At 64.9% G+C, this 26,291-nt stretch carries 22 protein-coding genes; 11 read left to right on the top strand and 11 right to left on the bottom strand.

Annotated elements, in window-relative coordinates; genetic code table 11:
• Positions 1-45: 45 nt before the first annotated feature.
• Complete coding sequence (gene ileS, locus BUB39_RS19400; protein WP_073056758.1) at positions 46-3,207, top strand: isoleucine--tRNA ligase; 3,162 nt, start codon at positions 46-48, stop codon at positions 3,205-3,207.
• A gap of 55 nt (positions 3,208-3,262) precedes the next feature.
• On the opposite strand, the gene BUB39_RS19395 is transcribed toward ileS, so the two are convergent.
• Genes BUB39_RS19395 through BUB39_RS19385 form a run of 3 tightly spaced genes read right to left on the bottom strand, consistent with a single transcriptional unit; the run spans position 3,263 to position 5,149 of the window.
• Complete coding sequence (locus tag BUB39_RS19395; RefSeq protein WP_073056995.1) at positions 3,263-3,823, bottom strand: biotin transporter BioY; 561 nt, start codon at positions 3,821-3,823, stop codon at positions 3,263-3,265.
• A gap of 55 nt (positions 3,824-3,878) precedes the next feature.
• A complete protein-coding gene (locus tag BUB39_RS19390) occupies positions 3,879-4,478 on the bottom strand; it encodes an energy-coupling factor transporter transmembrane component T family protein (RefSeq protein ID WP_073056755.1) in 600 nt (199 codons plus the stop codon).
• Complete coding sequence (locus tag BUB39_RS19385; RefSeq protein ID WP_073056752.1) at positions 4,475-5,149, bottom strand: energy-coupling factor ABC transporter ATP-binding protein; 675 nt, start codon at positions 5,147-5,149, stop codon at positions 4,475-4,477. The genes BUB39_RS19390 and BUB39_RS19385 overlap by 4 nt, the downstream gene beginning before the upstream one ends.
• Before the next feature lie 154 nt (positions 5,150-5,303).
• Between BUB39_RS19385 and BUB39_RS19380 the strand changes: the two genes are divergently transcribed.
• Positions 5,304-5,945, top strand: coding sequence for a 2-dehydro-3-deoxy-phosphogluconate aldolase (locus BUB39_RS19380; RefSeq protein WP_073056750.1), 642 nt, complete (start codon positions 5,304-5,306; stop codon positions 5,943-5,945).
• Positions 5,946-6,015: 70 nt separating this feature from the next.
• Entirely contained in the window at positions 6,016-6,831 is an 816-nt protein-coding gene (locus BUB39_RS19375) for a tellurite resistance TerB family protein (RefSeq protein WP_073056748.1), read from the top strand.
• Positions 6,832-6,938: 107 nt separating this feature from the next.
• Here BUB39_RS19375 and BUB39_RS19370 read toward each other — a convergent pair whose 3' ends face one another.
• The gene (locus tag BUB39_RS19370) at positions 6,939-8,123 is read right to left on the bottom strand and encodes a pyridoxal phosphate-dependent aminotransferase (protein ID WP_073056745.1); all 1,185 of its coding nucleotides are present in this window, start codon (positions 8,121-8,123) and stop codon (positions 6,939-6,941) included.
• A 128-nt stretch (positions 8,124-8,251) separates the two neighbouring features.
• Between BUB39_RS19370 and BUB39_RS19365 the strand changes: the two genes are divergently transcribed.
• Genes BUB39_RS19365 through BUB39_RS19345 form a run of 5 tightly spaced genes read left to right on the top strand, consistent with a single transcriptional unit; the run spans position 8,252 to position 12,541 of the window.
• Positions 8,252-10,045 carry an IlvD/Edd family dehydratase gene (locus tag BUB39_RS19365; protein WP_073056742.1) on the top strand — a complete coding sequence of 598 codons (1,794 nt, stop codon included), beginning with the start codon at positions 8,252-8,254 and terminating at the stop codon, positions 10,043-10,045.
• An 11-nt stretch (positions 10,046-10,056) separates the two neighbouring features.
• Positions 10,057-10,350, top strand: coding sequence for a hypothetical protein (locus tag BUB39_RS19360; protein ID WP_073056740.1), 294 nt, complete (start codon positions 10,057-10,059; stop codon positions 10,348-10,350).
• A 40-nt stretch (positions 10,351-10,390) separates the two neighbouring features.
• The gene (locus BUB39_RS25555) at positions 10,391-11,275 is read left to right on the top strand and encodes a GNAT family N-acetyltransferase (protein ID WP_244540306.1); all 885 of its coding nucleotides are present in this window, start codon (positions 10,391-10,393) and stop codon (positions 11,273-11,275) included.
• Positions 11,268-11,747 (top strand): GNAT family N-acetyltransferase, encoded by a 480-nt coding sequence (locus tag BUB39_RS25550; protein ID WP_175561902.1) that lies wholly within the window; start codon positions 11,268-11,270, stop codon positions 11,745-11,747. Before BUB39_RS25555 ends, BUB39_RS25550 begins: the two co-directional genes overlap by 8 nt.
• Positions 11,748-11,785: 38 nt before the next feature.
• Positions 11,786-12,541, top strand: coding sequence for an SDR family oxidoreductase (locus BUB39_RS19345; RefSeq protein WP_073056738.1), 756 nt, complete (start codon positions 11,786-11,788; stop codon positions 12,539-12,541).
• 93 nt (positions 12,542-12,634) lie between these two features.
• Here BUB39_RS19345 and BUB39_RS19340 read toward each other — a convergent pair whose 3' ends face one another.
• The 3 genes from BUB39_RS19340 to BUB39_RS19330 form a co-directional block, all read right to left on the bottom strand.
• A complete protein-coding gene (locus BUB39_RS19340) occupies positions 12,635-13,573 on the bottom strand; it encodes an alpha/beta hydrolase family protein (protein WP_139251540.1) in 939 nt (312 codons plus the stop codon).
• A 103-nt stretch (positions 13,574-13,676) separates the two neighbouring features.
• Positions 13,677-16,856 (bottom strand): efflux RND transporter permease subunit, encoded by a 3,180-nt coding sequence (locus BUB39_RS19335; protein WP_084527685.1) that lies wholly within the window; start codon positions 16,854-16,856, stop codon positions 13,677-13,679.
• A 2-nt stretch (positions 16,857-16,858) separates the two neighbouring features.
• Positions 16,859-18,046, bottom strand: a complete 1,188-nt coding sequence (locus tag BUB39_RS19330; RefSeq protein WP_084527716.1) for an efflux RND transporter periplasmic adaptor subunit — start codon at positions 18,044-18,046, stop codon at positions 16,859-16,861.
• Positions 18,047-18,256: 210 nt separating this feature from the next.
• Here BUB39_RS19330 and BUB39_RS19325 point away from each other — a divergent pair, with 210 nt between their 5' ends.
• Positions 18,257-18,859, top strand: a complete 603-nt coding sequence (locus BUB39_RS19325; protein WP_084527683.1) for a TetR/AcrR family transcriptional regulator — start codon at positions 18,257-18,259, stop codon at positions 18,857-18,859.
• Here BUB39_RS19325 and BUB39_RS19320 read toward each other — a convergent pair.
• The 3 genes from BUB39_RS19320 to xylA all read right to left on the bottom strand — a co-directional run bounded on the left by BUB39_RS19320 (position 18,856) and on the right by xylA (position 21,722).
• Positions 18,856-19,299: an NfeD family protein gene (locus BUB39_RS19320; protein ID WP_073056736.1), complete on the bottom strand. Its 444-nt coding sequence runs from the start codon at positions 19,297-19,299 to the stop codon at positions 18,856-18,858. The two genes, BUB39_RS19325 and BUB39_RS19320, sit on opposite strands and share 4 nt — an antisense overlap.
• 1 nt (position 19,300) lies before the next feature.
• Complete coding sequence (locus BUB39_RS19315) at positions 19,301-20,287, bottom strand: SPFH domain-containing protein (RefSeq protein ID WP_073056734.1); 987 nt, start codon at positions 20,285-20,287, stop codon at positions 19,301-19,303.
• A gap of 118 nt (positions 20,288-20,405) precedes the next feature.
• Positions 20,406-21,722 carry a xylose isomerase gene (xylA, locus tag BUB39_RS19310; RefSeq protein ID WP_073056732.1) on the bottom strand — a complete coding sequence of 439 codons (1,317 nt, stop codon included), beginning with the start codon at positions 21,720-21,722 and terminating at the stop codon, positions 20,406-20,408.
• Positions 21,723-22,013: 291 nt separating this feature from the next.
• On the opposite strand from xylA, the gene xylB reads away from it, so the two are divergent.
• The gene (xylB, locus tag BUB39_RS19305) at positions 22,014-23,474 is read left to right on the top strand and encodes a xylulokinase (protein ID WP_073056728.1); all 1,461 of its coding nucleotides are present in this window, start codon (positions 22,014-22,016) and stop codon (positions 23,472-23,474) included.
• A gap of 12 nt (positions 23,475-23,486) precedes the next feature.
• Here the strand turns inward: xylB and hemH are convergent, their stop codons facing one another.
• Positions 23,487-24,530: a ferrochelatase gene (hemH, locus tag BUB39_RS19300; protein WP_073056726.1), complete on the bottom strand. Its 1,044-nt coding sequence runs from the start codon at positions 24,528-24,530 to the stop codon at positions 23,487-23,489.
• A 191-nt stretch (positions 24,531-24,721) separates the two neighbouring features.
• On the opposite strand from hemH, the gene BUB39_RS19295 reads away from it, so the two are divergent.
• Positions 24,722-26,254, top strand: a complete 1,533-nt coding sequence (locus tag BUB39_RS19295; protein ID WP_084527714.1) for a bifunctional metallophosphatase/5'-nucleotidase — start codon at positions 24,722-24,724, stop codon at positions 26,252-26,254.
• The last annotated feature ends 37 nt before the right edge of the window (positions 26,255-26,291 follow it).

Genomic DNA, 26,291 nt, shown 5'->3' with positions numbered 1-26,291 from the left:
TCGAAGGCGCCGATTTCCGCCCTTTCAGTTTGAAGACGATCCGCCATGACAGCTGCCACGACCGCTGCGAAGACCGTTTATCCCGCCGCCGATCCCTCGCCGTCGTTCCCGAAGATCGAGGAAACGATCGGTGCGTGGTGGAAGGAGAACGAGACCTTCGAGCGTTCGATCGCGCAGCGGCGCGACCAGGGTGCCAGCGAATTCGTGTTCTATGACGGCCCGCCCTTCGCGAACGGCCTGCCGCATTACGGCCATCTCGTCACCGGTTTCGTGAAGGATCTGGTGCCGCGCTACCAGACGATGCGCGGTAAGGTGGTCGATCGCCGTTTCGGCTGGGATTGCCACGGCCTGCCTGCCGAATTGCAGTCCGAGAAGGAACTCGGCATCTCCGGACGGATCGAGATCCTGAAATATGGCATGGCCCGCTTCAACGAGCATTGCCGGACCTCGGTGCAGCAGTTCACCGCCGATTGGGAATATTATGTCACCCGCTCGGCGCGCTGGGTCGATTTCAAAAACGATTACAAGACGATGGACCTGCCCTACATGGAAAGCACCATGTGGGCGTTCAAGCAGCTCTATGACAAGGGACTGGTCTATGAGGGCTACCGCGTCGTCCCTTATTCCTGGGCCGCGCAGACATCGCTCTCGATCTCCGAGACCCGCCTCGACAATTCGTTCCGCATGCGCCAGGACCCGGCGCTGACCGTCGGCTTCACGCTCGATCCGCTGCCGGGCGAGCTCCCGACGAAGGTGCTCGCCTGGACAACGACGCCGTGGACATTGCCGTCCAACATGGCCCTCGCGGTCAAGGCGGATGGCGACTATGCGGTGCTGGAGAAGGACGGCGAAAGGCTGATCATTGGCGCGCCACTGGTTGCCAACTATGCGCATGAACTGACCGGCTATGCCGAGGTAGCGACCGTCACGGGCGCCGATCTGGTCGGCCGCACCTATCAGCCGCTGTTCCCCTTCTTCGCGAATGAACGCGAGAATGGCGCGTTCCGCATCCATGCCGGCTCGTTCATCGAAATGACCGACGGCACGGGCGTCGTGCATATCGCGCCCGCCTTCGGCGAGGACGACATGGCGCTGGCCCAGGCGAACGGTGTCCCGGTTGTCGATCCGGTCGATTTCGCCGGTGATTTCACCGATCTCGTGCCGGCCTATCAGGGCAAGAACGTCTTCGAGGCCAACAAGGACGTGATCCGTGACCTGAAGCATCAGGGCGATGTGCTCCGCCACGAGACTTACGACCACAATTATCCGCATTGCTGGCGCACCGACCAACCGCTGATCTACAAGGCGCTGCGCTCCTGGTATGTGAAGGTCACCGCCTTCAAGGATCGCATGGTCGAGCTCAACCAGGGCATCACCTGGGTGCCGGAGCATGTCCGCGACGGCCTGTTCGGCAAGTGGCTGGAAAATGCGCGCGACTGGAATATCGGCCGCAATCGCTTCTGGGGCTCGCCGATCCCGGTGTGGAAGTCGGACGATCCGAACTATCCGCGTATCGACGTCTATGGCTCGCTCGACGAAATCGAGCGGGATTTCGGCGTGCGCCCGCATGACCTGCACCGCCCCTATGTCGACGACCTGACGCGCCCCAATCCCGACGATCCCACGGGGAAGTCGGTCATGCGGCGCGTCGAGGACGTGCTCGACTGCTGGTTCGAAAGCGGCTCGATGCCGTTTGCGCAGGCGCATTACCCGTTCGAGAACAAGGAGTGGTTCGACGAGCATTTCCCCGGCGATTTCATCGTCGAATATGTCGCGCAGACGCGGGGCTGGTTCTACCTGCTGATGGTCATGTCGACCGCACTGTTCGACAAGGCGCCGTTCCGGCAGGTGATCTGCCATGGCGTGGTGCTCGACGAGAACAAGCAGAAGCTCTCGAAGCGGCTGAAGAACTATCCGGATCCGATAGACGTCTTCAATACCTATGGCGCTGACGCGCTACGCTGGTATCTCGTGTCCTCACCGCTTCTATCGGGCGGCGATCTCGCGATGCCGAAAGACGGCCGCGCCATCGCCGAGACCGTGCGGCAGGTGATGCTGCCGATCTGGAACGCCTATTCGTTCTTCACGCTCTACGCCAATATTGACGGCATCAAGGGCCGGATGGTCACCTCTGCCGAGGCGGAACTCGATCGCTATATCCTGGCGAAGACGGGCGACCTCATCCGCGGCATCGAGGTCGCGATGGATCGGCTCGACCTTGCAGGGGCGACAAACGCGTTCCCGCCCTTTATCGAGGCGCTGAACAACTGGTTCATCCGCCGCTCGCGCGAGCGGTTCTGGAAGGGTGAGAAGGACGCCGACAAGCAGGCGGCCTATGACACGCTCTATACCGTGCTCGTCACCATGACGCGCGCGCTGGCGCCGTTCCTGCCGTTCCTGACCGAGCATATCCATCGCGCGCTGGTGGATGGGGAAAGCGTGCATCTCGCCGACTGGCCGGATGCGCAGGCCCTCGTCGCCGATGCGGCGCTGGTCGAGCGGATGGATCTCGCGCGCACGGTCGCTTCGGCCGCGGCGTCGATCCGCACAATCAAGAACCTGCGCACGCGCCTTCCGCTGCGTTCGCTGACCGTCGCCCATCCCGGCTTCGAGAAGCTGGCGCTGCTCAAGGACGTCATCGCCGATGAGGTCAACGTCAAGGAAGTCGTGCTGGCGGTCGACCCGTCCGCCTTCGGCCAGGTCGTGCTCGCCGTCGATCCGAAGATCGGCAAGCGGCTCGGCAAGGGTCTGAAGGACGTGCTGAACGCGGCGCGGGCCGGCCAGTGGACGGCGCTTGGCGAGGGACGCTACGCGGTTGCCGGCGAGACGATCGAGCCGGGCGAGTATGAGCTGCGCTTCAAGGCCAATGACGGCCTCGACGCCGTCGCCTTCGACGGCGCGGCCGGTGTCGTCGTGCTCGATACGCATGTCGACGCGGCGCTCGAACGCGAGGGCATCGCGCGCGACTTCATCCGCCTCGTCCAGGTGGCGCGAAAGGATGCGGGACTGCAGGTGTCGGACCGCATCCATATCGAGGTGAAGTTCGCCAACGGCTCGGGCGATGCTGTCTTCGCGCATGAGGCAACGGTGAAGGCTGAGACGCTGGCCGAGACCATCCGTCCGACCGATGGGACGCCGGAAGGCTTCGTCTCCGAGACGAAGCTGCTTGATGAGCCCGTGTCGATCGGCGTGCGCGTCGCCCGCTGAGGCGATCCACTTCCTAATATCAAAGGGCCGGCGTCAGCGCCGGCCCTTTTTCATCTTAGCGTGCGCTTTGCATCAGAGGATAGGAGCGGCGCACCGTCTCCGCGATCAGAGCGGCGGCGACCGCCTTGACGAGATCGCCCGGCACGAAGACCAGCGAGCCCTTGGCGGCGTCGAACAGCGACAGCTTGGCCGCGACGGCGAGCCAGGGAATGCCGACGAGATAAACGATGCCGATGCCGCCGATCACCGAGAAGATGAAGAACCAGACAGCGTTCATGCGCTTCCAGTTCATCTCGGTCAGCCAGCCCGTCACATAGGCCGCGATCGGCCAGGAGATGATGAAGCCGGCCGATGGACCGAAGAACACGCCGAGGCCGCCATTGCCGCCCGCGAGCAGCGGCAGGCCGAGGGCCACCAGCAGGACGAACAGGAGGATGGCGAGGCCGCCGCGCTTGGCGCCGATCAGGCAGCCAGCGAGCATGACGCCAAGCGTCTGCGCCGTGATCGGCACGGGCAGGAAGCCGACAAAGATCGGCGGCACGAGATTGACCGCCGCCATCAGCGCGGCGAACAGCGCGATATAGACGATGTCGCGGGTGGAAACGTCTCTGGTCATCGGTTCATGGCCCCCATTCATCCGGGTTGGATCATTCGCTCTGATACGGGTGGGTTCAAGCGTCATAACCCCGGGCATCGATCGCATCGGCGAGCGCATCGGCGGCCTTCAGGGCGCGGATCACCAGCGGCACGATGAGGGCGAGCGGATTGCCGCCCAGCCCGCGCGCGGCCTGCGCCTCGCGGATATGGCGGTATTCCTCGGCGATCACCGGGATGAAGCGGATGGCGAGCGCGATGGCGAGGCCGACCTTCTCGGGCCTGAAGCCGAAGCGGGCGAGCGGTCCAAGCAGCCATTCGACCAGTTCCGCCATTTCGGACACTGGCGTCGTCAACGTGACGGCGCTGGCGAGGAGGATCAGCGTGCCAAAGCGTGCAACCGCGAGGGCGCCGTCCTCGGCCGATCCGAAAGCGAGGTGAAACAGGAAGACGAAGCCGATCAGGAGCGCCGGTCCGCGCAGGTCGCGCAACAATCGTCCCGGCGGCGCGCCCGTCGAGAGATAGACGCCGGCAGCGATCGGCACAGCCAGGAGTGCGGCCAGCGGCGAGGCAATGAGGAAAAGCGCGAGCGAGGCTGCCAGCAATGCGCCGACCTTCGGGCCTGCCGGAAGGCGATGCAGCCAGGAGCTTCCGATGGTGTAAAGGCCTACCGTCATTGCATCTGCCCGCGATAGAAGCGCAGCACCTCGCCGGGCGATCCGTCCGCGACGATCCGGCCGTCCTCGACCATCAGCACGCGCTCGCATGTCGCAACGAGATCAAGATCGTGGCTGACCAGGATCGTCTGATGCGGCAGTTCCGCGATGGCGGCGGCCACGCGGTTGCGGTTGCGGAGGTCGAGAAGGGTCGTCGGCTCGTCGAAGACGATGATCTCCGGCTCCGTCACCAGGACCGCCGAGAGCGCGACAAGCTGCTTCTCGCCGCCCGACAGCTGATGCACCGGCCGTTCCCTGAGATAGCCGAGGCCATAATGGGCAAGGGCCGCGTCGATGCGGCTGGCGATCTCGCCTTTCGGCACTTTCCGCGCCTTGAGCCCGAAGGCCAGATCCTCGGAGACGATCGGCATCACGATCTGGTGGTCGGGGTTCTGGAAAACGAAGCCGACCTTGCGCCTGATGGCCTTGACCTCATGCGCGGTATCGAGGCCATCGATGAGGACGCGGCCAGCCTTCGGAATGACGAGGCCGTTGAGGAGACGAGCGAAGGTACTCTTGCCCGAGCCATTCGCACCAACGATTCCGACCCGCTGCTCGGCGAGCGAGAGGTTGATGCCCGCGAGGACCGGCCGGCCGTCGAAATCATGGCTCACGGCGTCGAGTTCGATCATGCCGGTCCGGCGTCCCCCAAGGGATTGTGCGACGCCGCATGCGATAGAGCCAACCCTTCGCCGGGTCAATTGCCGATGCGCCGCTCGGCCGTGCTGCCTAGAACCGACGTCGCGGCCTCTTTCGCTGCGGCGCGTCATTGGCTACAAATCGCGCATGACCCAGAACCTCGCCGCCCTTTTCCCCATCGTCAAAGCCGCCCCCGTCGTCCCGGTGCTCATCATCGAGGATGTGAAGACCGCTGTGCCGCTGGCGCGCGCGCTCGTTGCCGGCGGCTTGACGGCGCTCGAGGTGACGCTGCGCACGCCGGCCGCGCTCGAATGCATCCGGGCGATCAAGGGCGAGGTCGAGGGTGCCAATGTCGGCGCCGGCACGATCCTCGATGAAAAACAGTTCGACGCTGCGGTCGCTGCCGGCTCGACCTTCCTGGTCAGCCCCGGTGCGACGCCGCGCCTGCTCGCTCATGCCGACGGATCGCCGGTGCCGCTTCTGCCGGGCATCGCAACCGCCAGCGAGGCCATGGCGCTGCTTGAGGCGGGTTATGGCGCGGCCAAGTTCTTCCCAGCCGAACAGGCAGGGGGCGCGCCCTATCTGAAGGCGCTGTCCTCGCCGATCCCCGGCGTGATGTTCTGCCCGACCGGCGGCGTCAGCCTCAAGAACGCGCCGACCTATCTGGCGCTGCCGAATGTCATGTGCGTCGGCGGCTCTTGGGTTGCCCCGGCGGCGGCGGTCGCGGCCGGCGACTGGGCGGCGATCACCACGCTCGCCGCAGAGGCTGCCGCCCTTAAGGCCGTCTGACGCGGCTTGCGGCGCCGCCACCTGCTTCCTACCTTGCTCTTGATGTTTCAAAAAAGGTGGGGAGACGGGCATGATCGACGGCAAGAAGCTTCTGGATCAGTTCCTCGGCGCTGAGACGGGGCGCTCCGGCGTCCCGAGCGGGCTCGGCACTTCGGGCCGCTCGCCGGCAGGTGGCTCGGGTGCGCCCGGCGGCCTTGGTGGCCTCGGTGATCTCCTTGGCGGGCTGACGGGCTCTGGCGGTGGCGCCGGTGGGCTTGGCGGCGTTTTCGGCCAGGTGACCGACTACGCCAAGAAGAATCCCGGCATGTCCACGGTCATCGCTGGCGGTCTCGCCTCGGTGCTGATGGGCGGGGGCTCCAAGTTGAAGCCGAATGCGCTGACGCTCGGCGGTCTCGCGGCGCTCGGCACGCTCGCCTACAAGGCCTATCAGCAATATCAGATCAATAATCCCGCAGCGCCTGCGGCGCCGGCCCCGGCGCCGGTCGGAACGGGCCTGCCGCCCGTCGTGACGCAGCAGACTGCAACACCCGAGGACGCCACCGCTCTGTCGATCATCATTGCGATGATCGCGGCCGCCAAGGCCGATGGTCATGTCGACGACGAGGAGCGGCAGAAGATCCTCGGGAAACTCACGGAAAACGGCCTCACCGCCGAGGAGCAGGCCTTCCTCGACCGCGAGCTTGCCGCCCCGCTCGATTTCAATCGCGTCGTCGGGCTCGCAACGAGCCAGGAGCATTCCATCCAGCTTTATGCCGCCTCGCTGCTGGCCATCAATCCCGACCACCCGGCCGAGCGCGGCTATCTCGACATGCTCGCTGCCCGGCTCGGCATCGAGCCCGGTCTCAAGACCGCGATCGAACAGACCGTGGCGAGCGCTGCCGTGTAGGCAAGGATTTGCTCTGGCCCTTCAAACGCCCAGTGTATCGAAGTGTCATTGCCGGGTTTGACCCCGGCAATGATTGGACTCGACTTTTGGGCCGTCCAAGAGCTGGCTCATGCAGCCTTGGCGTTCTTCGTGAGGAAGTCGCCGATGCGGCCCATCGCCTTCAGGATGTTCTCGGTCGAATTGGCGTAGGAGAGGCGGATATAGCCCTCGCCATGAACGCCGAAATCCGGGCCGCCGATCGTAGCGACTCCGGCCTCTTCCAGAAGCGCCGAAGCCAGCGGCTTGGCCTTCCAGCCGGTCATGCCGATGTTCGGAAAGGCGTAGAACGCGCCCTTCGGCGTGGCGCAGGAGACGCCCGGCAGCTTGTTCGCCTCCTCGACCACGACGCGGCGGCGCCGGTCGAACTCCGCCACCATGGCTGAAACAGCATCCTGCGGCCCGGTGAGTGCGGCAAGGCCCGCCCACTGAGCCGGTGCATTGACGCAGGACCAGCAGTTGACGGCGAGCTTCCGCACCTTGTCGACGAGCGCTTCCGGCCAGACGGCATAGCCCATGCGCCAGCCCGTCATCGCATAGGTTTTCGACCAGCCGTCGAGCAGGATCACGCGGTCGCGGATCTCGGGATAGGAAAGCAGCGAAGTGTGGCCGAGCCCGTCATAGGTCATCTGGCCATAGATCTCGTCGGAGAGAATCGCGATATCGGGCCGGTCGGCGAGGCCGGCGACGAGCTTGTCGATCTCGGCCTTCGGCGTGACGCCGCCGGTCGGGTTGGCCGGCGAATTGAGGATGATCAGCCGTGTCGCCGGCGTGATCAGCGCCAGCGTCTCCTCGGCCGAGAAGGCGAAGCTGTTCTCCTCGCGGATCGGAACGGGCACTGGCCTGGCACCTGTGAACTCGATCATCGAGCGATAGATCGGGAAGCCAGGGTCGGGGTAGAGGATGTCGGCACCGGGCTCGCCGAACATCAGGATCGCTGCGAACATCGTTACCTTGCCGCCGGGCACGATGACGACATTGTCGGGGGAAACAGGGGCCCCGGTGCGCTTGGTGACGTCAGCCGCAACCGCCTCGCGCAGCGGCAGGATACCCGTTGCCGGCGTATAGCCGTGTTCGCCATCGCGCAGTGCCTTCACCGCCGCCTCGACGATATGATCGGGCGTGCGAAAGTCTGGCTGGCCGATCCCCAGATTGATGATGTCGCGGCCGGCTCTGGCGAGCGCGGTGGCTCGGGCAAGCACGGCGAAGGCGTTTTCCTCGCCGATGCGATCGAACTGTGCGACGGTCCTGAACATCCCTGGCGTTCCTCAGCTTCGGTGCGGCATTGCGGCAGGGGCGCCGCGGCATACTCGCTTGTTGATTTCGTATGATGTTTCAGCGCATCCTCCGGCCAAAATCAAACCGATTGAACCGGGAGATACTCATGTCCTCTACCACATCCAAAAAGCTCCGGTCGCAGGCCTGGTTCGACAATCCGGATAATCCCGGCATGACGGCGCTCTATCTCGAGCGCTACCTCAATTACGGCCTGACCCGGAACGAGCTTCAGTCGGGAAAGCCGATCATCGGCATCGCCCAGACCGGCTCCGATCTCTCGCCCTGCAACCGCCATCACCTTGATCTTGCCAAGCGCGTCCGCGACGGAATCACGGCTGCCGGCGGCCTGGCGATGGAATTCCCGGTCCATCCGATCCAGGAAACCGGCAAGCGGCCGACCGCGGCGCTTGATCGCAACCTTGCTTATCTCGGCCTGGTCGAAGTGCTCTACGGCTACCCGCTCGACGGCGTGGTGCTCACGACGGGCTGCGACAAGACGACGCCGGCCTGCATCATGGCCGCCGCGACGGTCAACATCCCGGCGATCGTCCTCTCGGGCGGCCCGATGCTGAACGGCTGGTGGAAGGGCGAACGCGCCGGGTCCGGCACCATCGTCTGGAAGAGCCGCGAGCGGCTCGCCGCCGGCGAGATCGACTATGACGAGTTCATCGAGATCGTCGCCTCGTCGGCGCCTTCGGTCGGCCATTGCAACACCATGGGCACGGCCTCGACCATGAACGCGCTCGCCGAGGCGCTCGGCATGACGCTGCCGGGCTGCGCCGCCATTCCCGCGCCCTATCGCGAGCGCGGCCAGATCGCCTACGAGACCGGCGTGCGCGCCGTGGAGATGGTATGGGAAGATCTGAAGCCCTCCGACATCATCACCCGCGAGGCGATCGAGAACGCGATCGTCGTCAACTCGGCGATCGGTGGCTCGACCAACGCGCAGATCCACATCAACGCGATCGCCAAGCATGCCGGCGTGCCGATCAAGATGGATGACTGGCAGGAGGTCGGCTACGAGATTCCGCTGCTGGTCAACCTGCAGCCGGCCGGCAAATATCTCGGCGAGGAGTTCCACCGTGCCGGCGGCGTCCCCGCCGTCGTCAACGAGCTCGTCAAGAAGGGCAAAATTCGCAATGCGATGACGGCGAACGGCAAGACGCTTGCCGATAATTGCCGTGGCCGCGAAAGCGAAGACCTCGACGTCATCCTTCCCTATGACGCACCGCTCGTGAAGGATGCCGGCTTCATCGTCCTGCGCGGCAATCTGTTCGACAGCGCGATCATGAAGACGAGCGTTATCTCGGACGAATTCCGCCAGCGCTACCTTTCGAACCCGGCCGACCCGAATGCCTTCGAAGGCCGCGCGGTCGTGTTCGACGGTCCGGAGGATTATCACCACCGCATCGACGATCCCTCGCTCGAGATCGACGAATACACGCTGCTCTTCATGCGCGGCACCGGCCCGATCGGTTATCCGGGCGGCGCCGAGGTCGTGAACATGCAGCCGCCGGCGGCGCTCATCAAGCGCGGCATCCATGCGCTGCCCTGCATCGGCGATGGCCGCCAGTCGGGCACGTCGGGTTCGCCGTCGATCCTCAACGCCTCGCCTGAAGCTGCGGCCAATGGCGGCCTCGCGCTGCTGCGGACCGGTGACCGGGTGCGCATCGATCTTGGCAAGGGTTCGGCGGACATCCTCATTTCCACGGAGGAATATGCCGAGCGCAAGGCCGAGCTGTCGAAGCATGGCGGCTATCACTTCGCTGGCAACCAGACGCCGTGGCAGGAGATCCAGCGCGTGCTCGTCGACCAGTTCGACGAAGGCATGGTGCTGAAGCCGGCTGTGAAGTACCAGCATGTGGCGCAGGAAATGGGCATTCCGCGCGACAATCATTGAGTTCGGGACCCATGCCGCATCTGCGTATCGCCCCGGAAGGGATCGGCCTCCATCTCTGGCTCGTGCCGGAACGGAAGCCGCCCCAACCGATCGAGATCGACGATCTCGACATCTCGGACGATCTGGCCGATCGTATCGAGGCGTGGGGCGATGCCTTCGACGCGGTGATCGATGATTCCCTGCCTCCGGCGACGGGCTTTCCCTCGCCGGAGGCAGAGATTGTCTGGCGGGCCGAAGGCCAGCTGATCGCCGCGGCGCTGAAGGACGAACTCGGCGCGGAGTGGGAGATCGAAACGCGCTTCTGAGACGGTCACGTCCTGCCGATTGAAGCGCCGAGGGGGAGCCGTGATCGACAAGGCCTGGCATGAAGCCAACCCGATGCCGCCCCATGCGACGCTCGACCAGCGCATCGCATGGCATCTCGACCATGCGGCCAATTGCGGCTGCCGCGATATTCCCGAGAGCATCAAGCAGGAGCTGAAGCGCCGCGGCGTTCCGGTGCCCAAGCGCCGGGAGACCATGGCGAGTACGCCCGTCGGAACGATGCCGCTCGGCGATCTCGTCGATCCCGTGCCGGCCGAATTCCCGCGCCGCGTGACGATCGACGGCAACGCGGTCAGCCTCGTGCCCTTTGACGCCGCGGTGCATGCGCCGGCGCTGTTCGAGGCGATCGCCGGCCGCGACGACCTCTGGGCCTATCTGGCGTCGGGCCCGTTCGGGGACCTCGCCAGCTTCACCGCGCATTATGCAGCCGCGGCCGAGAAGTCCGATCCTCTGCTTTTCGCGATCGTCGATCGTGCCAGCGGCGCGGCTGTCGGCCACGCCACCTATCTGCGGATCGCCCCGACCGACCGGGTGATCGAAGTCGGCAACATCCTCTATTCGCCCCTCCTGCAGCAGACGCGCGGCGCAACCGAGGCGATGTATCTGATGGCCCGGCATGCCTTTGAGGATCTTGGCTATCGGCGCTATGAATGGAAGTGCAACGCCCTCAACGCGCCGTCGCGGCGCGCAGCGCTCCGTCTCGGCTTCACCTATGAAGGCACCTTCCGCCATCACATGATCGTCAAGGGCCGCAATCGCGATACGGCCTGGTTCTCGATGCTCGATCATGAATGGCCGCGCGCCAAGGCGGCCTTCGAGGCATGGCTTGATCCGACGAATTTCGGTGAGGACGGTATCCAGCGCTTCAGCCTCGCCGCGCTCCGCGAGGGGACGGGGAGTGCCTGACAGCATCGTTCTGCGCCAAGCCGCCGCCAGCGATCGCGACGCGCTCGTCGCGATGCAGCGGGCTGCCTATGAGCCGAACCGGACGATCATCGGCGGGACGCCGACACCGCTCAGCTGGGACTATGACGCGGTCCTCGATGAGTGGGAGGTGTGGCTCGCCGAGGACGAAGCTGGGCTTTGCGGCGCGCTGATCCTCGAGGCTCGTCCTGACGAACTCTATATCCAGAGCGTCGCAGTGGCACCTGCTGCGAAGGGACGCGGCGTTGGCAACCGCTTGCTTGCCTATGATGAAAGACGGGCGCTGCAGACATCGCGCGATCGCCTGACGCTGACCGCCAACGCGCTGATGACGTTCAATATCGACTGGTATGGCCGCAAGGGCTTTGTTGTCTACGAGATCGAGATGATCGGGCAGCGTCGCCGCGTCCACATGGCGAAAGCGCTGCACGCATCCGCTCTACCGCCGCCCTAACCTAAAAATCACCAAGCATCGCTCTGGGAGGAGCAATCATGACACGCCGTCTCGAAGGCAAGCGCGCCTTTCTCACCGCCGCAGGCGCAGGCATTGGCCGCGCCACCGCCATCGCCTTTGCCGCCGAGGGCGCGACGGTGATCGCCACCGATCTCAATGGCGGCCTTCTGGCCGACCTGCACGAACATGGGATCGCCGAGGTCCACACACTCGACGTCCGCAGCACGAGGGACGTCGGGGCGCTTGCCGCCGATTGCGGTCCCATTGACGTCCTCTTCAATTGCGCCGGCTTTGTCCATCACGGCTCGGCGCTGACGACCTCCGACGAGGACTGGGACTTTTCGTTCGACGTCAATGTGAAGTCGATGCACCGGACGATCCGTGCCTTCCTGCCGGGCATGCTCGATGCGGGGGCCGGCTCGATCATCAACATCGCTTCTGGCGCTAGCTCGATCCGCGGCCTTCCCAATCGCTATGCCTATGGCGCCTCAAAGGCCGCGGTGATCGGACTGACGAAGGCCGTCGCAGCGGACCACATCCGCCAGGGCGTCCGCGTGAACGCCATTGCGCCGGGCACGATCCAGTCGCCCTCGCTCGATGGCCGCATCGCCGAGCAGGCCGCCAAGACCGGCAAGTCGATCGATGAAATCCGCCAGCAGTTCGTCGATCGGCAGCCCATGGGACGGCTCGGCACGGCCGAGGAGATCGCCTGGCTTGCCGTCTATCTGGCGTCCGACGAGGCGAGCTACACCACCGGGCAATGCTTCTCGGCCGATGGCGGCTTCGCACTTTAGCCCGCCGCGAACCGCATCGGCCGGCAGACCGCAATAAAAGGAGGCCGGCGGCTTGGGACCGCCGGCCTTTCTCGATTCCGCGTGCGCTGCCGACTATTTGCCTTCGATGAAGGCAAGGCTCGCCGAAGCCATGGTGTCGAGCGTCTCCGGGCCGGTGAAAGCATCGAAGCCGTGGTCGGTCGGCAGGATCATGATCTTTTCGGGGCCGTCATGATAGGTGAGGAAGATCTCACCGGCCGCCGGCTGTGGCGTGACGATGATGTCCTTGGTGCCGACGATGACGAAGAGCGGGCCCTTGTAGCGGGCGATCGCCGCAACCGGGTCAACCGTCGTCAGCGACTTGAAGAAGCCGGTCTTCAGCTTGGTCTTGATGCCCCATGGGAGCGCAATCTCGACCACACGAGCCGGGTCGGGATCAGCGATTGCCGCCTCGACAGCTTCTGGCCCGATGAAATGCGCGAAATTATAGGTCGGATTGGCGGCCGCGGCCCATAGGGTCGCGCTGGCGACCGGACGTTCCGCCGCGACATGGGCTGCCACCAGGCCGCCGAGGCTCCAGCCGAGCACATGGATCCGAGCGGGATCGACGAGACCGGAGGTCTTCAGCCAGTCGAAGGCCGCGAGGCCATCGGCGATCTCGCTCGTCGCGGTCATATCCTCCCACTTGCCGGAGCTTTCGCCGGAGCCGGTGAAGTCGATGCGAAGGCTGGCAACGCCGCGCTCGGCGAGGAGGCGGGCCGTTCGCGAGAAGATGCCCTCATTGGTGCCTTTGATCGCGAGTTCGTCGCGCGAGCCGGTGAAGCCGTGCAACAGCAGAACGACGGGCGGATTTGCTGCGCCCTTCGGTATTTCCAGCGTCCCGACAATCGTTTCGGTACCGCGCGTGATCTTGACCGTGCTCTCTTCGGTCGCGCCGGCCGGGCGAGCCAGTTCGGCCGCCCCGGCCGCTTTCATCGCGTCCGTATCGTCGGCGAAGGCGGGCGCGGCGGTGCCGAGCAGCAGGAGGACAGGCAGGATCAGCCGTTTCAACATGGCGTGCTTTCCTTGGACGCATGGGGGAGGGATTGCGGGCGCATCATGCCGGATCACCGCCAGAAATCAAAAGGCCGACGCGAGCGCCGGCCTTTTGCTGTGTTTAGTGCGCCGGCAGAGCGCCGGGCGGCGGTTCTGCCGCGGGCGGCGGTATAGGCGTTCCATCGGCGAGGTTAGCCTCCGGATGAACCACGGCCTCCGGCGTGGCGGCATCGTCGTCGGTATGCCGGCGATGGGCGCTGGAGAGATAGGTATAGAACATCGGCACGACGAACAGCGTGAAGATTGTGCCGATCGACATGCCCGCCGCGATGACGATGCCCATGGCAAAGCGCGCCTTGGCACCGGCACCAACTGCGGTGATCAGCGGAACGACGCCGAACACCATGGCCGCGGTGGTCATCAGAATCGGGCGCAGGCGGACGCGCGCTGCCTCGACGATCGCCTCATGCTTCGAGAGGCCACGCAGCTCGCGCTGCTGGTTGGCGAACTCCACCATCAGGATGCCGTGCTTCGTGATCAGGCCGACAAGCGTGATCAGGCCGACCTGACTGTAGATGTTGAGCGTCCCGCCAGACAGCGCCGGTACGAAATTGCCGAGCCGCGAGCAGATATTGAGCACGGCAATGGCGCCGAACAGCGACAACGGAACCGACATCATGATGATGAGCGGATCGCGGAAGCTCTCGAACTGGGCGGCCAGCACCAGATAAATGACAACGATGGCGAGGCCGAACACGATCAGCAGCGTGTTGCCGGTCTCGATCTCGGTACGCGACTGGCCGGCATATTCGATGAAGAAGCCTTGCGGCATCACCTCGCGGGCGATCTCCTGCAGCGCGGCGAGACCGGTACCGGATGTGATGCCCGGAACCGGCAGCGCCGAGAGCGTTGCCGAATTCAGCTGGTTGAACTGCTCGATCGCCGGTGCCGAACCCGTTGTCGAGATCGACACCACCGCCGACAGCGGCACCATCTTGCCGGACTGCGAGCGCACGAAGAACGTGCCGAGGCTTTCCGGATTGTTGCGATACTGCTGCGGCACCTGCGTGATGATGTCGTAGGCGCGTGCTTCGCGGTCGAACTTCGAGATGCCGTTCTCGCCGACGAGCAGCGTCAGCGTATTGCCGATATCGGCGACCGAAACGCCGAGGGCGGCGGCGCGGGCGCGGTCGATGGTCAGGTTCACCTTCGGCGTATCGAAGGAGAGCGAGTTCTGGACCACGATGAACTTGCCCGACGCCTGGGCGCGGTTCTTGATCTCTTCGGCGACATCATAGACGCGGTCGGCCGTAGCGGTTGACTGAACGACCATCTGGATCGGCAGGCCGCCGCCGGTACCCGGCAGTGACGGGATGCCGAAGACGAAGGCCTGGACGCCAGCGACCTTGTCGAGGCGACCTTGGACGTCCTGCTGCACTTCCGCCTGCGATCGCGTGCGCTGGCCCCAGGGCTTCAGCACCATGCCCGAGAAGGCTGAGTTGGCACCACTGGAACCGGCGATCGAGAAGAGGGCGTCCCGCTCGGGAATGTCGGCGGTGCGCTCGGCGATCTGGTCGACATAGTGCTGCGTATAGTCGACTGTCGCATATTGCGGCGCGTTGATGAGGGCGAACAGCGCGCCCTGGTCTTCGTCAGGCGCGAGCTCGGACTTCGTGTTGACGAACAGGAACCCGACGGTGCCCATGACGATCACGACGAGCAGAAGCGTGATGGGCCGTACCTTCAGCGAGCCTTCGAGCCGGCGGCCGTACCAACCGCTGAACTTCTCGAAGATATGGTCGACGAAACGCTGCAGACGGCCGCCACCTGGCTTCAGGATCAGGGCCGCCATCATCGGCGATACCGTCAGCGCGACGAAGCCGGAAATCACCACCGCGCCGGCCAGCGTCAGCGCGAATTCACGGAACAGCGCGCCCGTAACGCCCTGTGTAAAGGCGATCGGCGCATAGACCGCGGCGAGCGTCACCGTCATCGAGATGACGGCGCCGGTGATCTCCTGCATGCCGACGATCGCCGCCTTCATCGGCTTCAGGCCCTCGTCGATATGGCGGTGGATGTTCTCCACCACGACGATGGCGTCGTCGACGACGAGGCCGATGGCCAGCACCATCGCGAGCAGCGTCAGCGTGTTCAGCGAATAGCCGAGCGCCCAGAGGATGAAGCAGACGCCGATCAGCGACAGTGGAATCGTGACGATCGGGATGATGACCGAGCGGAACGAGCCGAGGAACAGCAGGATGACGACGACGACGATGGCCGCCGCCTCGAGGATCGTGTGCAGCACCTCTTCGATCGAGGCGCTGATCGCTTCGGTCGAGTCATAGACGAGGTCGATCGTCATGCCCGTCGGCAGTGACGACTGGATCAACGGCAGCTCGGCGCGCACGCCGGAGGCGACGTCGAGTGGATTGGCCGACGGCGTCTGGAAGATGCCGAGGAACACGCCGTCCTTGCCGTTGAAGCGGACGCGCGCGTCGTTGGAGGCCGCGGCGAGCTCCACGCGCGCGACGTCGCGCAGCCGCACGACTTCATCGCCATTGGTGCGGATCGGCAAGGCGCCGAAGGTCTCGGGGTCCTGGAGTGTCGTCTTCGCCTCGATCGAATAGGCGTAATAGTCGTTCTTGGTCTTGCCGGGCGCCGACAGGAAGTTGGACGAGGTGATCGCGGAGAGGACGTCTGTCGCCGTGACCTGGCGCGAAGCCATGGCCATCGGGTCGAGCCAGACGCGCATCGCGAATTCCTGCGCGCCAAGCACTTCGGCATTCGCAACGCCGTTCACCGTGGCAAAGCGCGGCTGGATGACGCGGATCAGGTAGTCGGTCAGCTGCTGCGCATTCATCGTGTCGCTGCGCGCCGCGAGATACATCAGCGCGAAGGAGAAGCCCGTTCCCTTCTGGATGACCGGGTCCTTGGCTTCGGTCGGCAGATCGCCGCGCACCTGCTGGACCTTGGCGATGACCTCGGTCAACGCCTTGTCGGGATCGGTGTTGAGGCGCATGTGCACGGAGACGGTGGAGAGACCCAGCGCGCTCGAGGAGGTGACGTAGTCGACGCCTTCGGCCGCCGAAACCGACTTGGTGATCGTCGAGGTGATGAAGCCCTGGATCACGTCGGCGCTGGCGCCCGAATACACGGTTGTGACCGTGATCACGGTCTCGTCGACCTTCGGATACTGGCGGATGGACATCGAGAGGATGCCCTGCGCGCCGAGCAGCAGGATGAGCAGGCTCACCACGGTCGACAAGACCGGGCGGCGGATGAAGATCTCCGAGAAACCCATGATCAGAGCGCTCCCGCAGGCTTCACGGCACCTTCCGGTGGCTCGCCGTCCTTGTCGATCGCGACGGGGGCGCCGGGCGAAAGCTTGTTCTGGCCCGAGGTCGCGATGAGCTGCCCCGGAGTGAGACCCTTGACGATCTCGATCGTGTCATCCGAGCGGCGGCCTGTTGTGACGAAGACCTGCTTGGCGACGAGCTCAGGCCCAGCAGGAGCAGCGGGGGCTGCCGCGGCCGCGCCCTGCGCAGCGGCAGGCGCCGCAGCGGCGGGAGCCGGGTCCGCCTTGTCGATCACATAAACATAGGTGCCATAGAGGCTGATCGTGACGGCGGTCTGCGGCACGGCGATCACATTGTTCTCGACCGGCAGGTCGACGCGGACATGGATGAACATGCCGGGCCGCAGCGCGCCATCGGAATTGCTGACCAGGGCCTGCACGGTGACGAGGCGCGATGCCTGGTCGATCTTCGGATCGATGCCGGTGATCTGGCCCGTATAGGTCAGCTTGTCCTCGGTCAGGCCGAACTTTGCCGTCTGGCCGATCTTCAGCGAGCCGAGCTGCTGTTCCGGCACGGTGAAGTTGACCTTCATCGTGTCGAGATCCTGCAACGTCGCGACTACCGTGGCGGGCTGGACATACTGACCGACATCGATCTTCGGAATGCCGATCGTGCCGGCAAACGGTGCCTTGATCGCCTTCTGGTCGACCGTCGCCTCGATCTGCTGCAGCGAACCCTTGGCCTTGTCGAGATTGTTCTGCGAATCCTGCAGCGAAGCGATAGTCCCGACCTTGCGGTCGAGCAGCGCCTGCGAGCGGGTCAGCGCATCCTGCGCGACCGAAACCGATGTCTTGGCGCTGGCGAGGCCGGCGCGATCGACGGCGTCATCGATCTGGACCAGAAGCTGGCCCTTCTCGACCTTGTCGTTGGCCTTGAACAGGATCTGCTCGACGATGCCGCCAGCCTGAACCGAGACGTCGACGCCCTGCGAGGCGGCCACGGTGCCAACGGCGGAGATGCCGGGCTTCCATGTGGTCGGCTGCACCTCGATGGCCGAGACCGTTACGACCGGGCGCTTCATGCTGGCGAAGAACTGCGCCGTCGCCTTGTCGAAAAACACGTTCATGAAGATCAGCAGGCCGCAGATTGCGCCCACGATGATCAGGAACACCGTGGCGATGATGGCACGCACCATGAGGCTATCCAGCTTTTGGGTTGCCGCCCAATCGGCAACCATTTCTGCATCGATCAATGTGTCAGAACGCTTCTCAGCAAGCATCCTTGATCGTGCAGCATAAAAGAGTGTACCGTCTGGACGGTCAAGTCAACATGCTGCAATGCGGCAACACATCTTGCGCCATTGCGTTGCATCCTGGCAACGTTCGGCCCGAGCCCAGGAGACAGTGTGGACGAGCAACAGCCGCTCAAGCCCCCGCGCAGCAGCACGCGCGATCGCATTATGGAGGCAGCGACCGCCGTTGCCCATGCGGTAGGGCCGGCCCATCTGTCCCTTGATGCCGTCGCCGAGAAGGCTGGCGTTTCCAAAGGTGGTCTACTGTATCATTTTCCAACGAAGGCGTCGCTGATCAAAGCGATCATCGAACGTCACCTTGAAACGGTCGAACGGTCGGCCGGACTGGCAGGTGACGCGGCGCCGTCGGATGGCTCCAGCGTCGCGCTGGCGCTGATGCGCTCCTTCTGCGCCACACCTGCCGCGAAGCCCGGCGGTGCGCAGGGCTTCCTCGCCGCGATGGCCGAGACCCCCGAGCTGCTGGAGCCGATCCGCGATCACAATCAGCGCATTGTCGAGTGTCTCAGGAAGGCGCGCGAGCCGGAGATCGCTCTGATGACGTTCCTGGTGGTCGAGGGGCTGCGCTGTCTGCAGATCTTCGATGCCAATCCGATCACGGAAGCCGAGACCGACCGCATCTTCGCGACGCTCTCGGCGATCCTCGCGGTCGCGCCGGCCGGCGACAGCCCTGCCGTTCCCGAGAGCTCCAGCCCTTAGGCCGCGATCACTTTCAGCCGCGTTCCGTCATGGCCGACGACGCGCACCAGCGTTCCAGCCGGCAGATCCGGCCCTTCGACGCCCCAGCTTGAATCGTCGACGCGGATGCGGCCCTGCCCCTCGCGGATCGCCTCGCTCAGCGCAAAGGTGCGGCCGAGCAGGCGGGCAGCGCGGTCGTTGAGCCTGAGATCGTCCTCGGCATCGGCGCGGCGGAGCGCCAGGCGTCGGGCGATCATGACGAACACCACCGCCAGCACGACGAAGACGACCGCCGCCAGCTGCCAGGGCATCGCGACGGCAAGTGACAGCAGGCCGACGGCGATGGCCGCCAGTCCGAACCACATGAGGAAGGCGCCGGGCGCAAAAAGTTCAAGGGCGAGCAGCACCAGCCCGACGATCACCCAATTCCATGCGCCGAGCGAAGCAAGCCACGCGTCCATTTCAGCTGCCATCGCCGGTGCGCGGAACGGAGGGGTTGCGGCGCGTCGGGCCACGCGGCGAGGACGGCTCCGTGCCAAAGGCCTCGCGGGCAATCTCGGCAATGCCGCCGATCGAGCCGAGCAGCGCGCCGGCCTCGATCGGCATCATCAGCACCTTCTGATTGGGCGCCGAGGCGAGCGCCTCTATCGCCTTAGTGTAGCCCTGGGCGACGAAATAGTTGATCGCCTGCACGTCGCCGGCGGCGATCGCGCGGCTGACGAGCTCGGTCGCCTTGGCCTCCGCCTCGGCGGCGCGCTCCCGCGCTTCGGCGTCACGGAAGGCCGCTTCGCGGCGGCCTTCGGCCTGCAGGATCTGCGCCTGCTTTTCGCCTTCCGCGCGCAGAATCGCGGATTGGCGGAGGCCTTCCGCCTCGAGGATCTGCGCACGCTTCTCGCGTTCGGCCTTCATCTGGCGGCCCATCGACGCGATGAGGTCGGCGGGCGGTACGATATCCTTGATCTCGATGCGCGTGATCTTGATGCCCCAGGACGAGGCTGCGCTGTCGACGACGCGCAGCAGGCGGTCGTTGATCTCGTCACGATGCGAGAGGAGCTGGTCGAGGTCCATCGAGCCCATGACCGTGCGCACGTTGGTCATGGTCAGGTTGAGCAGCGCGTTCTGCAGGCCCTGCACCTCATAGGCGGCGCGCGCGGCATCCAGCACCTGATAGAAGGTGACGCCGTCGACGCTGACCGTCGCATTGTCCTTGGTGATGATTTCCTGCGTCGGAACGTCGAGCACCTGTTCCATCATGTTCATCTTCGCGCCGATACGGTCGACGAAGGGAACGATGAGGTTGAGGCCGGGCTTCAGCGTGCGCGTGTAGCGGCCGAAGCGCTCGATCGTATAGTTGAAGCCCTGCGGCACGGTCTTGATGCCGGCTGCCAGCACCAGGACGACGAGGACGACCAGCACGAGAATGGTCGCATTGAAGCCAAAGAAGTCCATGTCGCGCCTCCACCTTGCCGCGACGAGCTTTACGAGCTTCGCCGCGGCGAGGCAAACAACGCCGCAGGAGGGGAACGGCCGACGGCCGTTCCCGTGTCAGGATGAGGAAGAGCGCCGCTCAGAGGTAGCGGTTGACGACGCCTTCGAGCAATTCCTGGCGGCCGGAGCGCGGCTGCGGATCGGCGATCGTGAGCGCGCGGTCAGCGACCTGGTCGAGGCTTCGCTCGCCTGCAAGGATGCTCTTGCTCTCGGCGCTGTCCCAGCCGGCATAGCGCGCGGCCAGCGGGCCTTCGAGCCCCTTTTCCTCCAGCATGCGCGCCGCGCCGATCAGAGCACGGGCGCAGGCATCCATCGAGGCGACATGGCCGATGAGGAGATCGTCGGGGTCGATCGACTGGCGACGGATCTTGGCGTCGAAATTGAGACCGCCGGTCGTGAAGCCGCCGCCCTTCAGGAACTCGTGGAAGACCGGCACGAGTTCGCCGACATCCATCGCGAACTGGTCAGTGTCCCAGCCGAGGAGATTGTCGCCGCGATTGATATCAAGCGAGCCGAAGATGCCGAGCGCGAAGGCCAGCATCACTTCGTGGTGGAACGAGTGCCCGGCGAGGATCGCGTGGTTCTGCTCGATATTGAGCTTCACCTCCTTGGCGAGACCGTAGCGCTCCAGGAAGCCGTAGACCGTTGCGGTGTCGTAGTCGTACTGGTGCTTGGTCGGCTCTTTCGGCTTCGGCTCGATCAGGATCGGACCCTTGAAGCCGATCTTGTGCTTGTGCTCGACGAGCATGTTGAGGAAGCGGCCGAGCTGGTCGAGCTCACGCTTCATGTCGGTGTTGAGCAGCGTCTCATAGCCTTCGCGGCCGCCCCAGCAGACATAGTTGGCGCCGCCGAGCTTGTGCGTCGCCTCGATCGCCGCGCGAACCTGGCCGACCGCATAGGTGAAGACGTCGGGATCGGGATTGGTCGCAGCGCCCGCCATGTAGCGGCGATGCGAGAAGAGATTGGCCGTGCCCCAGAGCAGGCGAACCTTCTCGGTCTCCATCTTCTTGGCGAAGATGTCGGTGATCACCTTCAGATTGTCGATTGACTCGGCGAGCGTCGCTCCCTCGGGGGCTACGTCGACATCGTGGAAGGCGAAGAAAGGCACGTCGAGCAGGCGGAACATGTCAAAAGCGACATCGGCCTTCTGCTTCGCCAGAGCCAGCGGGTCGCTGCCATGCATCCAGGGGCGCAGGAAGGTTTCACCGCCAAAGGGGTCGCCGCCCGGCCAGGTGAATGAGTGCCAATAGGCGACCGAAAAGCGGAGATGATCCTCAAGGCGCTTGCCAAAGACCACCCGATCCTTGTCGTACCAGCGGAAGGCCAGCGGAGAGGTTGCGTCCGGGCCTTCGAACATGATGGTGTCCTTCTGCGTGAAGAACTGGGACATGGGCATTTCCTCCTCAGTTGAGCTACGGCGCCCCGATCGACGAGGCGCTCAAACGAACGGCGGAGCATGTGGCCCCCAAATGGATGAGGGGCGCACGTCATGCGGCAAGGGGCCCGGGAGATGCGGTATTTGATTTGATAATCAAATAAATAATGTCAAACAAAGGCCACTTTGCTTGAGGCTCAACGCCTGCTGGTGGTGGTATACGATCGCGATTTGCGGTACGCAACTCAAAAATGGAACGCGGGTTGGCGGGCTGTCGGGTGACGGCGCGCGGCGCGGCAGGAGGAGGAAGAGATGTTCATCGGGATCGACATAGGGACGTCCAGCGTCAAGACGGTGCTGATGTCAGGCGATGGCGCGGTCTTGGGATCGGAATCGCGCCCCCTGACGGTGCAGCGTCCCGAGCCCGGCTGGTCGGAGCAAGATCCGGAAAGCTGGTGGACCGCGACGCTCGAGACCATGGACGCATTGGCGGTGGCTTTCCCGGCCGAGATCGCGGCGACGCGCGGCATCGCGCTCTCGGGCCAGATGCATGGTGCGACGCTGCTCGACAAGGATGGCGCCGTGCTGCGGCCGTGCATCCTCTGGAATGACGGCCGCGCGGCCGCGGAATGCGCCGAGCTTGAGGCTGCATGCCCTGAGCTTCATGCCATCACCGGCAATCTCGCCATGCCAGGCTTCACCGCGCCGAAGCTGCTCTGGGTGCGAAAGCATGAGCCGGAAATCTTCGCCCGCACCCGCAGCGTTCTGCTGCCAAAGGCTTATGTCCGCTACCGTATGACCGGCGATAAGGTGGACGAGATGTCCGACGCGTCGGGCACGCTCTGGCTCGATGTCGGCAAGCGCGACTGGTCGGATACGGTGCTCGCCGCCACCGGGCTTGATCGCAGCTTCATGCCGCGCCTCGTCGAGGGATCGCAATCCGGCGGGCCGCTCGACGCCGAACTCGCAAAGCGCTGGGGCATGGCGACGCCGCCTGTCGTTGCGGGCGGTGCGGGCGACAATGCGGCCGCCGCGGTCGGGCTCGGCGCGATTGCTGCCGGCTCGGCGTTCCTGTCGCTCGGCACATCCGGCGTTCTCTGGGTCACGACCGACAGGTTCCTGCCGAATCCTGCCTCTGCGGTCCATGCCTTCTGCCACGCCATCCCCGAGACCTGGCACCAGATGGGCGTCATGCTCTCGGCAGCTTCGGCGCTGTCCTGGTATTCGAACCTTGTCGGCGTCAAGGAAGGCGAACTGCTCGCGGCGCTGGGCGAGACGGTGGAAGCACCAGCGCCTGTTCTCTTCCTGCCCTATCTCTCGGGCGAGCGGACGCCGCATAACGATGTCGGCGCGCGCGGCGCGTTCATCGGCCTAGCGCATGAGCATGATCGCGCTGCGCTGACGCAGGCGGTGCTCGAAGGCGTCGCGTTCGCCACGCGGAGTTGCCAGGCGGTGCTCGAAGCGGCCGGCAGCCATGTCGCGGAGATCGATCTCGTCGGCGGCGGCTCGCGCTCGGCGCTTTGGGCGTCGATCATGGCGAATGTGCTCGGCATCCCGGTGCACACCGTCGAGGACGGCGAACTCGGCGGCGCGTTCGGCGCGGCGCGGCTGGCGCGGATCGCGGCGACCGGCCTTTCGCCGCGCGAGGTCTGCCCGCCGCCGAAGCGGCTCAGGACTTACATGCCGGATCCCGCGCTCGCCAAGGCGTATGAGGCGCGTTATGCGCTCTGGCAGCGCTATTACCCGCTGATGAAGGAAGCGGCGGCCGGTTGAGCCGCGCTCGCCTCAGATCCAGCCCGCCAGTTCGCGGCGGACGAGATGTTCGAAGAGGGCAATGCTCTCTTCGCTGTCGTTGAGGCAGGGCAGGGCCGCGAAATGCTCGCCGCCATGCTCGCGGAAGATGTCGCCATTCTGCATGGCGATTTCTTCCAGCGTCTCGACGCAATCGGCGGCAAAACCAGGGCTGACTACGGCGAGCCGCTTGACGCCGCTCTTGGCAAGCGCCTCGACTGTCACGTCGGTATAGGGCTGCAGCCATTCGGCGCGCCCGAAGCGCGACTGGAAGGTGAGTTTCAACTTGTCCTTGGCCCAGCCGAGACGATCGCGCAGCAGCCGCGCCGTCTTGTGGCAATGGCAGTGATAGGGATCGCCTTTGTCGAGATATTCCTTCGGCAGGCCGTGGAACGAGGCCAGTACAAGCTCCGGCTCGAAATCGAGCGCCGCGATCGATTTCTGCATCGAGCGCGCCAGCGCGTCGATATAGACGGGATCGTCGTGATAGGGCGGCAGCGTGCGGATCGCCGGCTGCCAGCGCATCGCCTTCAGCACCTCGAAGGCCTTGTCGTTGACCGTCGCGGTCGTCGACGCGGCATATTGCGGATAGAGCGGCGCGATCAGGATGCGCTCGCAGCCCGCTGCTTTCATCGCGGTCAGCCGTTCCTCGATCGAGGGTGTGCCGTAGCGCATCGCCCAGTCGACGACGATGCGCTTGTCGTCCGCGAATCGCGGCGCGAGCTTTTCGGCCTGCGCCCGCGTAATGGTGCGCAGCGGGGATTCGTTGCGCTCCTTGTTCCAAATCGAGGCGTAGGCGTGGCCGGATTTCTTCGGCCGGAAGGTCAGGATGATCAGGTTGAGGATCGGCCACCAGATGAGCCGCGGTACCTCGATCACGCGGCGGTCTGAAAGGAACTCCTTCAGATAACGGCGCATCGACCAGTAGTCGGTGGCATCAGGCGTCCCGAGATTGACGAGCAGCACGCCGATGCGGCCGCGCGCCACCGGCGGATGGCCGGGCGGCAGGGCGGAAAGTTCGGTCGGTGCGGCGTCCATGAGGTCTCGTCTTCCTGATCGATGGGTTGCGGCAGAGAATAGGGTTCTGCAGCCGCTTCTCAAACCCCGGACAGCGTGGCGGCCAAAATGCCGCCGCGGCGGTTTTGGGGTGACAGGTCGCGGCGCGATTGACACATTGGATGCTTAAGATGCGCCCGCTCATCCCCCGCCTCGACCAAGAGGAGCATCCGATGCCCGTTATTCTTCGTCCTGAAGCCACAAGCCTGCGCGTCCGGCTTCTGCGCGCCGCCGCTGCTCTGCTTCTCACTGGGCTGTTGCCTGCGGCTGCGCTTGCCGAAGCGGTGACGCTGCGCTTCGTCCAGACCAACGATATCGATCGCATGCAGGACGCCAAGGGGCGCGGCGGCTTTGCCCGCGTTGCAGCGGTTGTTGCGGCGGAGCGTGCCAAGGGGCCGACTTTCTTCGTCCATTCCGGCGACACGCTTTCGCCGTCGCTGCTGTCGGGCATCGACAAGGGCGCGCATATCATCGACATCCTCAATCAGATGGGCGTCGATGCCATGACGCCGGGCAACCACGAATTCGACTTCGGCAAGGCGAATTTCGAGACGCAGATCAGCGCGGCCAAGTTCCCGATCGTGACCTCGAACATGCGCGAACCGGGCGGCAGCCAGCCGCCGAACACGCTTGATACCAAGCTGGTCGAGGTCGAGGGCATCAAGGTCGGCTTCTACGGGCTCACGACAGAGGACACGCCCGTCGTCTCCAGCCCGGGCGACATGGTATTCCAGTCATCGATCGAGACCGGCAAGGCACGGGCGAAGGCGCTGCGCGAGGCGGGCGCCGATCTCGTCGTCGCCGTCGTGCATACACCGCTCTCCATCGACATGGCGCTGACGCGCGCCCATGCGGGCGATCTGGTTCTGTCCGGCCATGACGAGCATCTGCTCGCCTTCTATGACGGCAGGACGGTGCTGACCGAGTCCGGCTCGCAGGGCGACAGCGTCGTCGTCACCACCGTCACGGTCGACAAGACCGAGAAGGACGGCAAGACGACCGTGACCTGGACGCCGCATTTCGACATTGTCGACACCGCCGACGTGACGCCCGATCCGAAGATCGCCGCGGTGGTGAAAGGCTATCAAGACAAGCTCGACGAGGCCTTGAAGGTCGATATCGGCACGACCGAGACTCCGCTGGACAGCCGCCGCGCCACGGTGCGCGAGGAGGAGGCCGCGATCGGCAATCTCTTCGCCGATGCGATGCGCGCTGCGGTCGGTGCCGACGTCGCCATCACCAATGGCGGCGGCATCCGGGCCGATCGTGAATATCCGGCCGGAACCGTTCTGACGCGCGCCGACATCTTCGCAGAGCTGCCTTTCGGGAACAAAACGGTTAAGCTCGAAGTCTCCGGCGCGACGCTGAAGGATGCGCTCACCAACGGCTTCAGCCAGGCCGATATGGGCGCGGGCCGGTTTCCGCAGATCTCCGGCATGACCGTCGAAGTCGATCTTTCCAAGCGGCCCAGCGACCGCGTTCTCGCCATCAGCGTCGGCGGCAAGCCGCTCGACCCCGCGGCCACCTATACGCTCGCCACCAACGACTTCATGGCTGGCGGCGGCGATGGCTATGCGATGTTCCGCGACGCCAAGGTGCTGCTCGGGCCGATCGATGCCCAGCTCATGGCGAGCCAGGTCATCGACTATGTGGCGGCGAAAAAGGCGATCGCCCCGAAAGCCGAGGGCCGTATCGTCGAAAAATAGGTCAAAACCGTCGCATCCGGACGCCAGGCGGCCGGAT

It is taken from the genome of Kaistia soli DSM 19436, from assembly GCF_900129325.1.
Lineage (GTDB): Bacteria > Pseudomonadota > Alphaproteobacteria > Rhizobiales > Kaistiaceae > Kaistia > Kaistia soli.
This window is presented reverse-complemented; position numbering and strand designations above follow the sequence as displayed.

Coding starts and splice junctions, on each gene's coding strand:
- ileS (WP_073056758.1), top strand. CDS start 46: ATGACAGCTGCCACGACCGCTGCGAAGACCGTTTATCCCGCCGCCGAT.
- BUB39_RS19395 (WP_073056995.1), bottom strand. CDS start 3,823: ATGACCAGAGACGTTTCCACCCGCGACATCGTCTATATCGCGCTGTTC.
- BUB39_RS19390 (WP_073056755.1), bottom strand. CDS start 4,478: ATGACGGTAGGCCTTTACACCATCGGAAGCTCCTGGCTGCATCGCCTT.
- BUB39_RS19385 (WP_073056752.1), bottom strand. CDS start 5,149: ATGATCGAACTCGACGCCGTGAGCCATGATTTCGACGGCCGGCCGGTC.
- BUB39_RS19380 (WP_073056750.1), top strand. CDS start 5,304: ATGACCCAGAACCTCGCCGCCCTTTTCCCCATCGTCAAAGCCGCCCCC.
- BUB39_RS19375 (WP_073056748.1), top strand. CDS start 6,016: ATGATCGACGGCAAGAAGCTTCTGGATCAGTTCCTCGGCGCTGAGACG.
- BUB39_RS19370 (WP_073056745.1), bottom strand. CDS start 8,123: ATGTTCAGGACCGTCGCACAGTTCGATCGCATCGGCGAGGAAAACGCC.
- BUB39_RS19365 (WP_073056742.1), top strand. CDS start 8,252: ATGTCCTCTACCACATCCAAAAAGCTCCGGTCGCAGGCCTGGTTCGAC.
- BUB39_RS19360 (WP_073056740.1), top strand. CDS start 10,057: ATGCCGCATCTGCGTATCGCCCCGGAAGGGATCGGCCTCCATCTCTGG.
- BUB39_RS19345 (WP_073056738.1), top strand. CDS start 11,786: ATGACACGCCGTCTCGAAGGCAAGCGCGCCTTTCTCACCGCCGCAGGC.
- BUB39_RS19340 (WP_139251540.1), bottom strand. CDS start 13,573: ATGTTGAAACGGCTGATCCTGCCTGTCCTCCTGCTGCTCGGCACCGCC.
- BUB39_RS19335 (WP_084527685.1), bottom strand. CDS start 16,856: ATGGGTTTCTCGGAGATCTTCATCCGCCGCCCGGTCTTGTCGACCGTG.
- BUB39_RS19330 (WP_084527716.1), bottom strand. CDS start 18,046: ATGGTGCGTGCCATCATCGCCACGGTGTTCCTGATCATCGTGGGCGCA.
- BUB39_RS19320 (WP_073056736.1), bottom strand. CDS start 19,299: ATGGACGCGTGGCTTGCTTCGCTCGGCGCATGGAATTGGGTGATCGTC.
- BUB39_RS19315 (WP_073056734.1), bottom strand. CDS start 20,287: ATGGACTTCTTTGGCTTCAATGCGACCATTCTCGTGCTGGTCGTCCTC.
- xylA (WP_073056732.1), bottom strand. CDS start 21,722: ATGCCCATGTCCCAGTTCTTCACGCAGAAGGACACCATCATGTTCGAA.
- xylB (WP_073056728.1), top strand. CDS start 22,014: ATGTTCATCGGGATCGACATAGGGACGTCCAGCGTCAAGACGGTGCTG.
- hemH (WP_073056726.1), bottom strand. CDS start 24,530: ATGGACGCCGCACCGACCGAACTTTCCGCCCTGCCGCCCGGCCATCCG.
- BUB39_RS19295 (WP_084527714.1), top strand. CDS start 24,722: ATGCCCGTTATTCTTCGTCCTGAAGCCACAAGCCTGCGCGTCCGGCTT.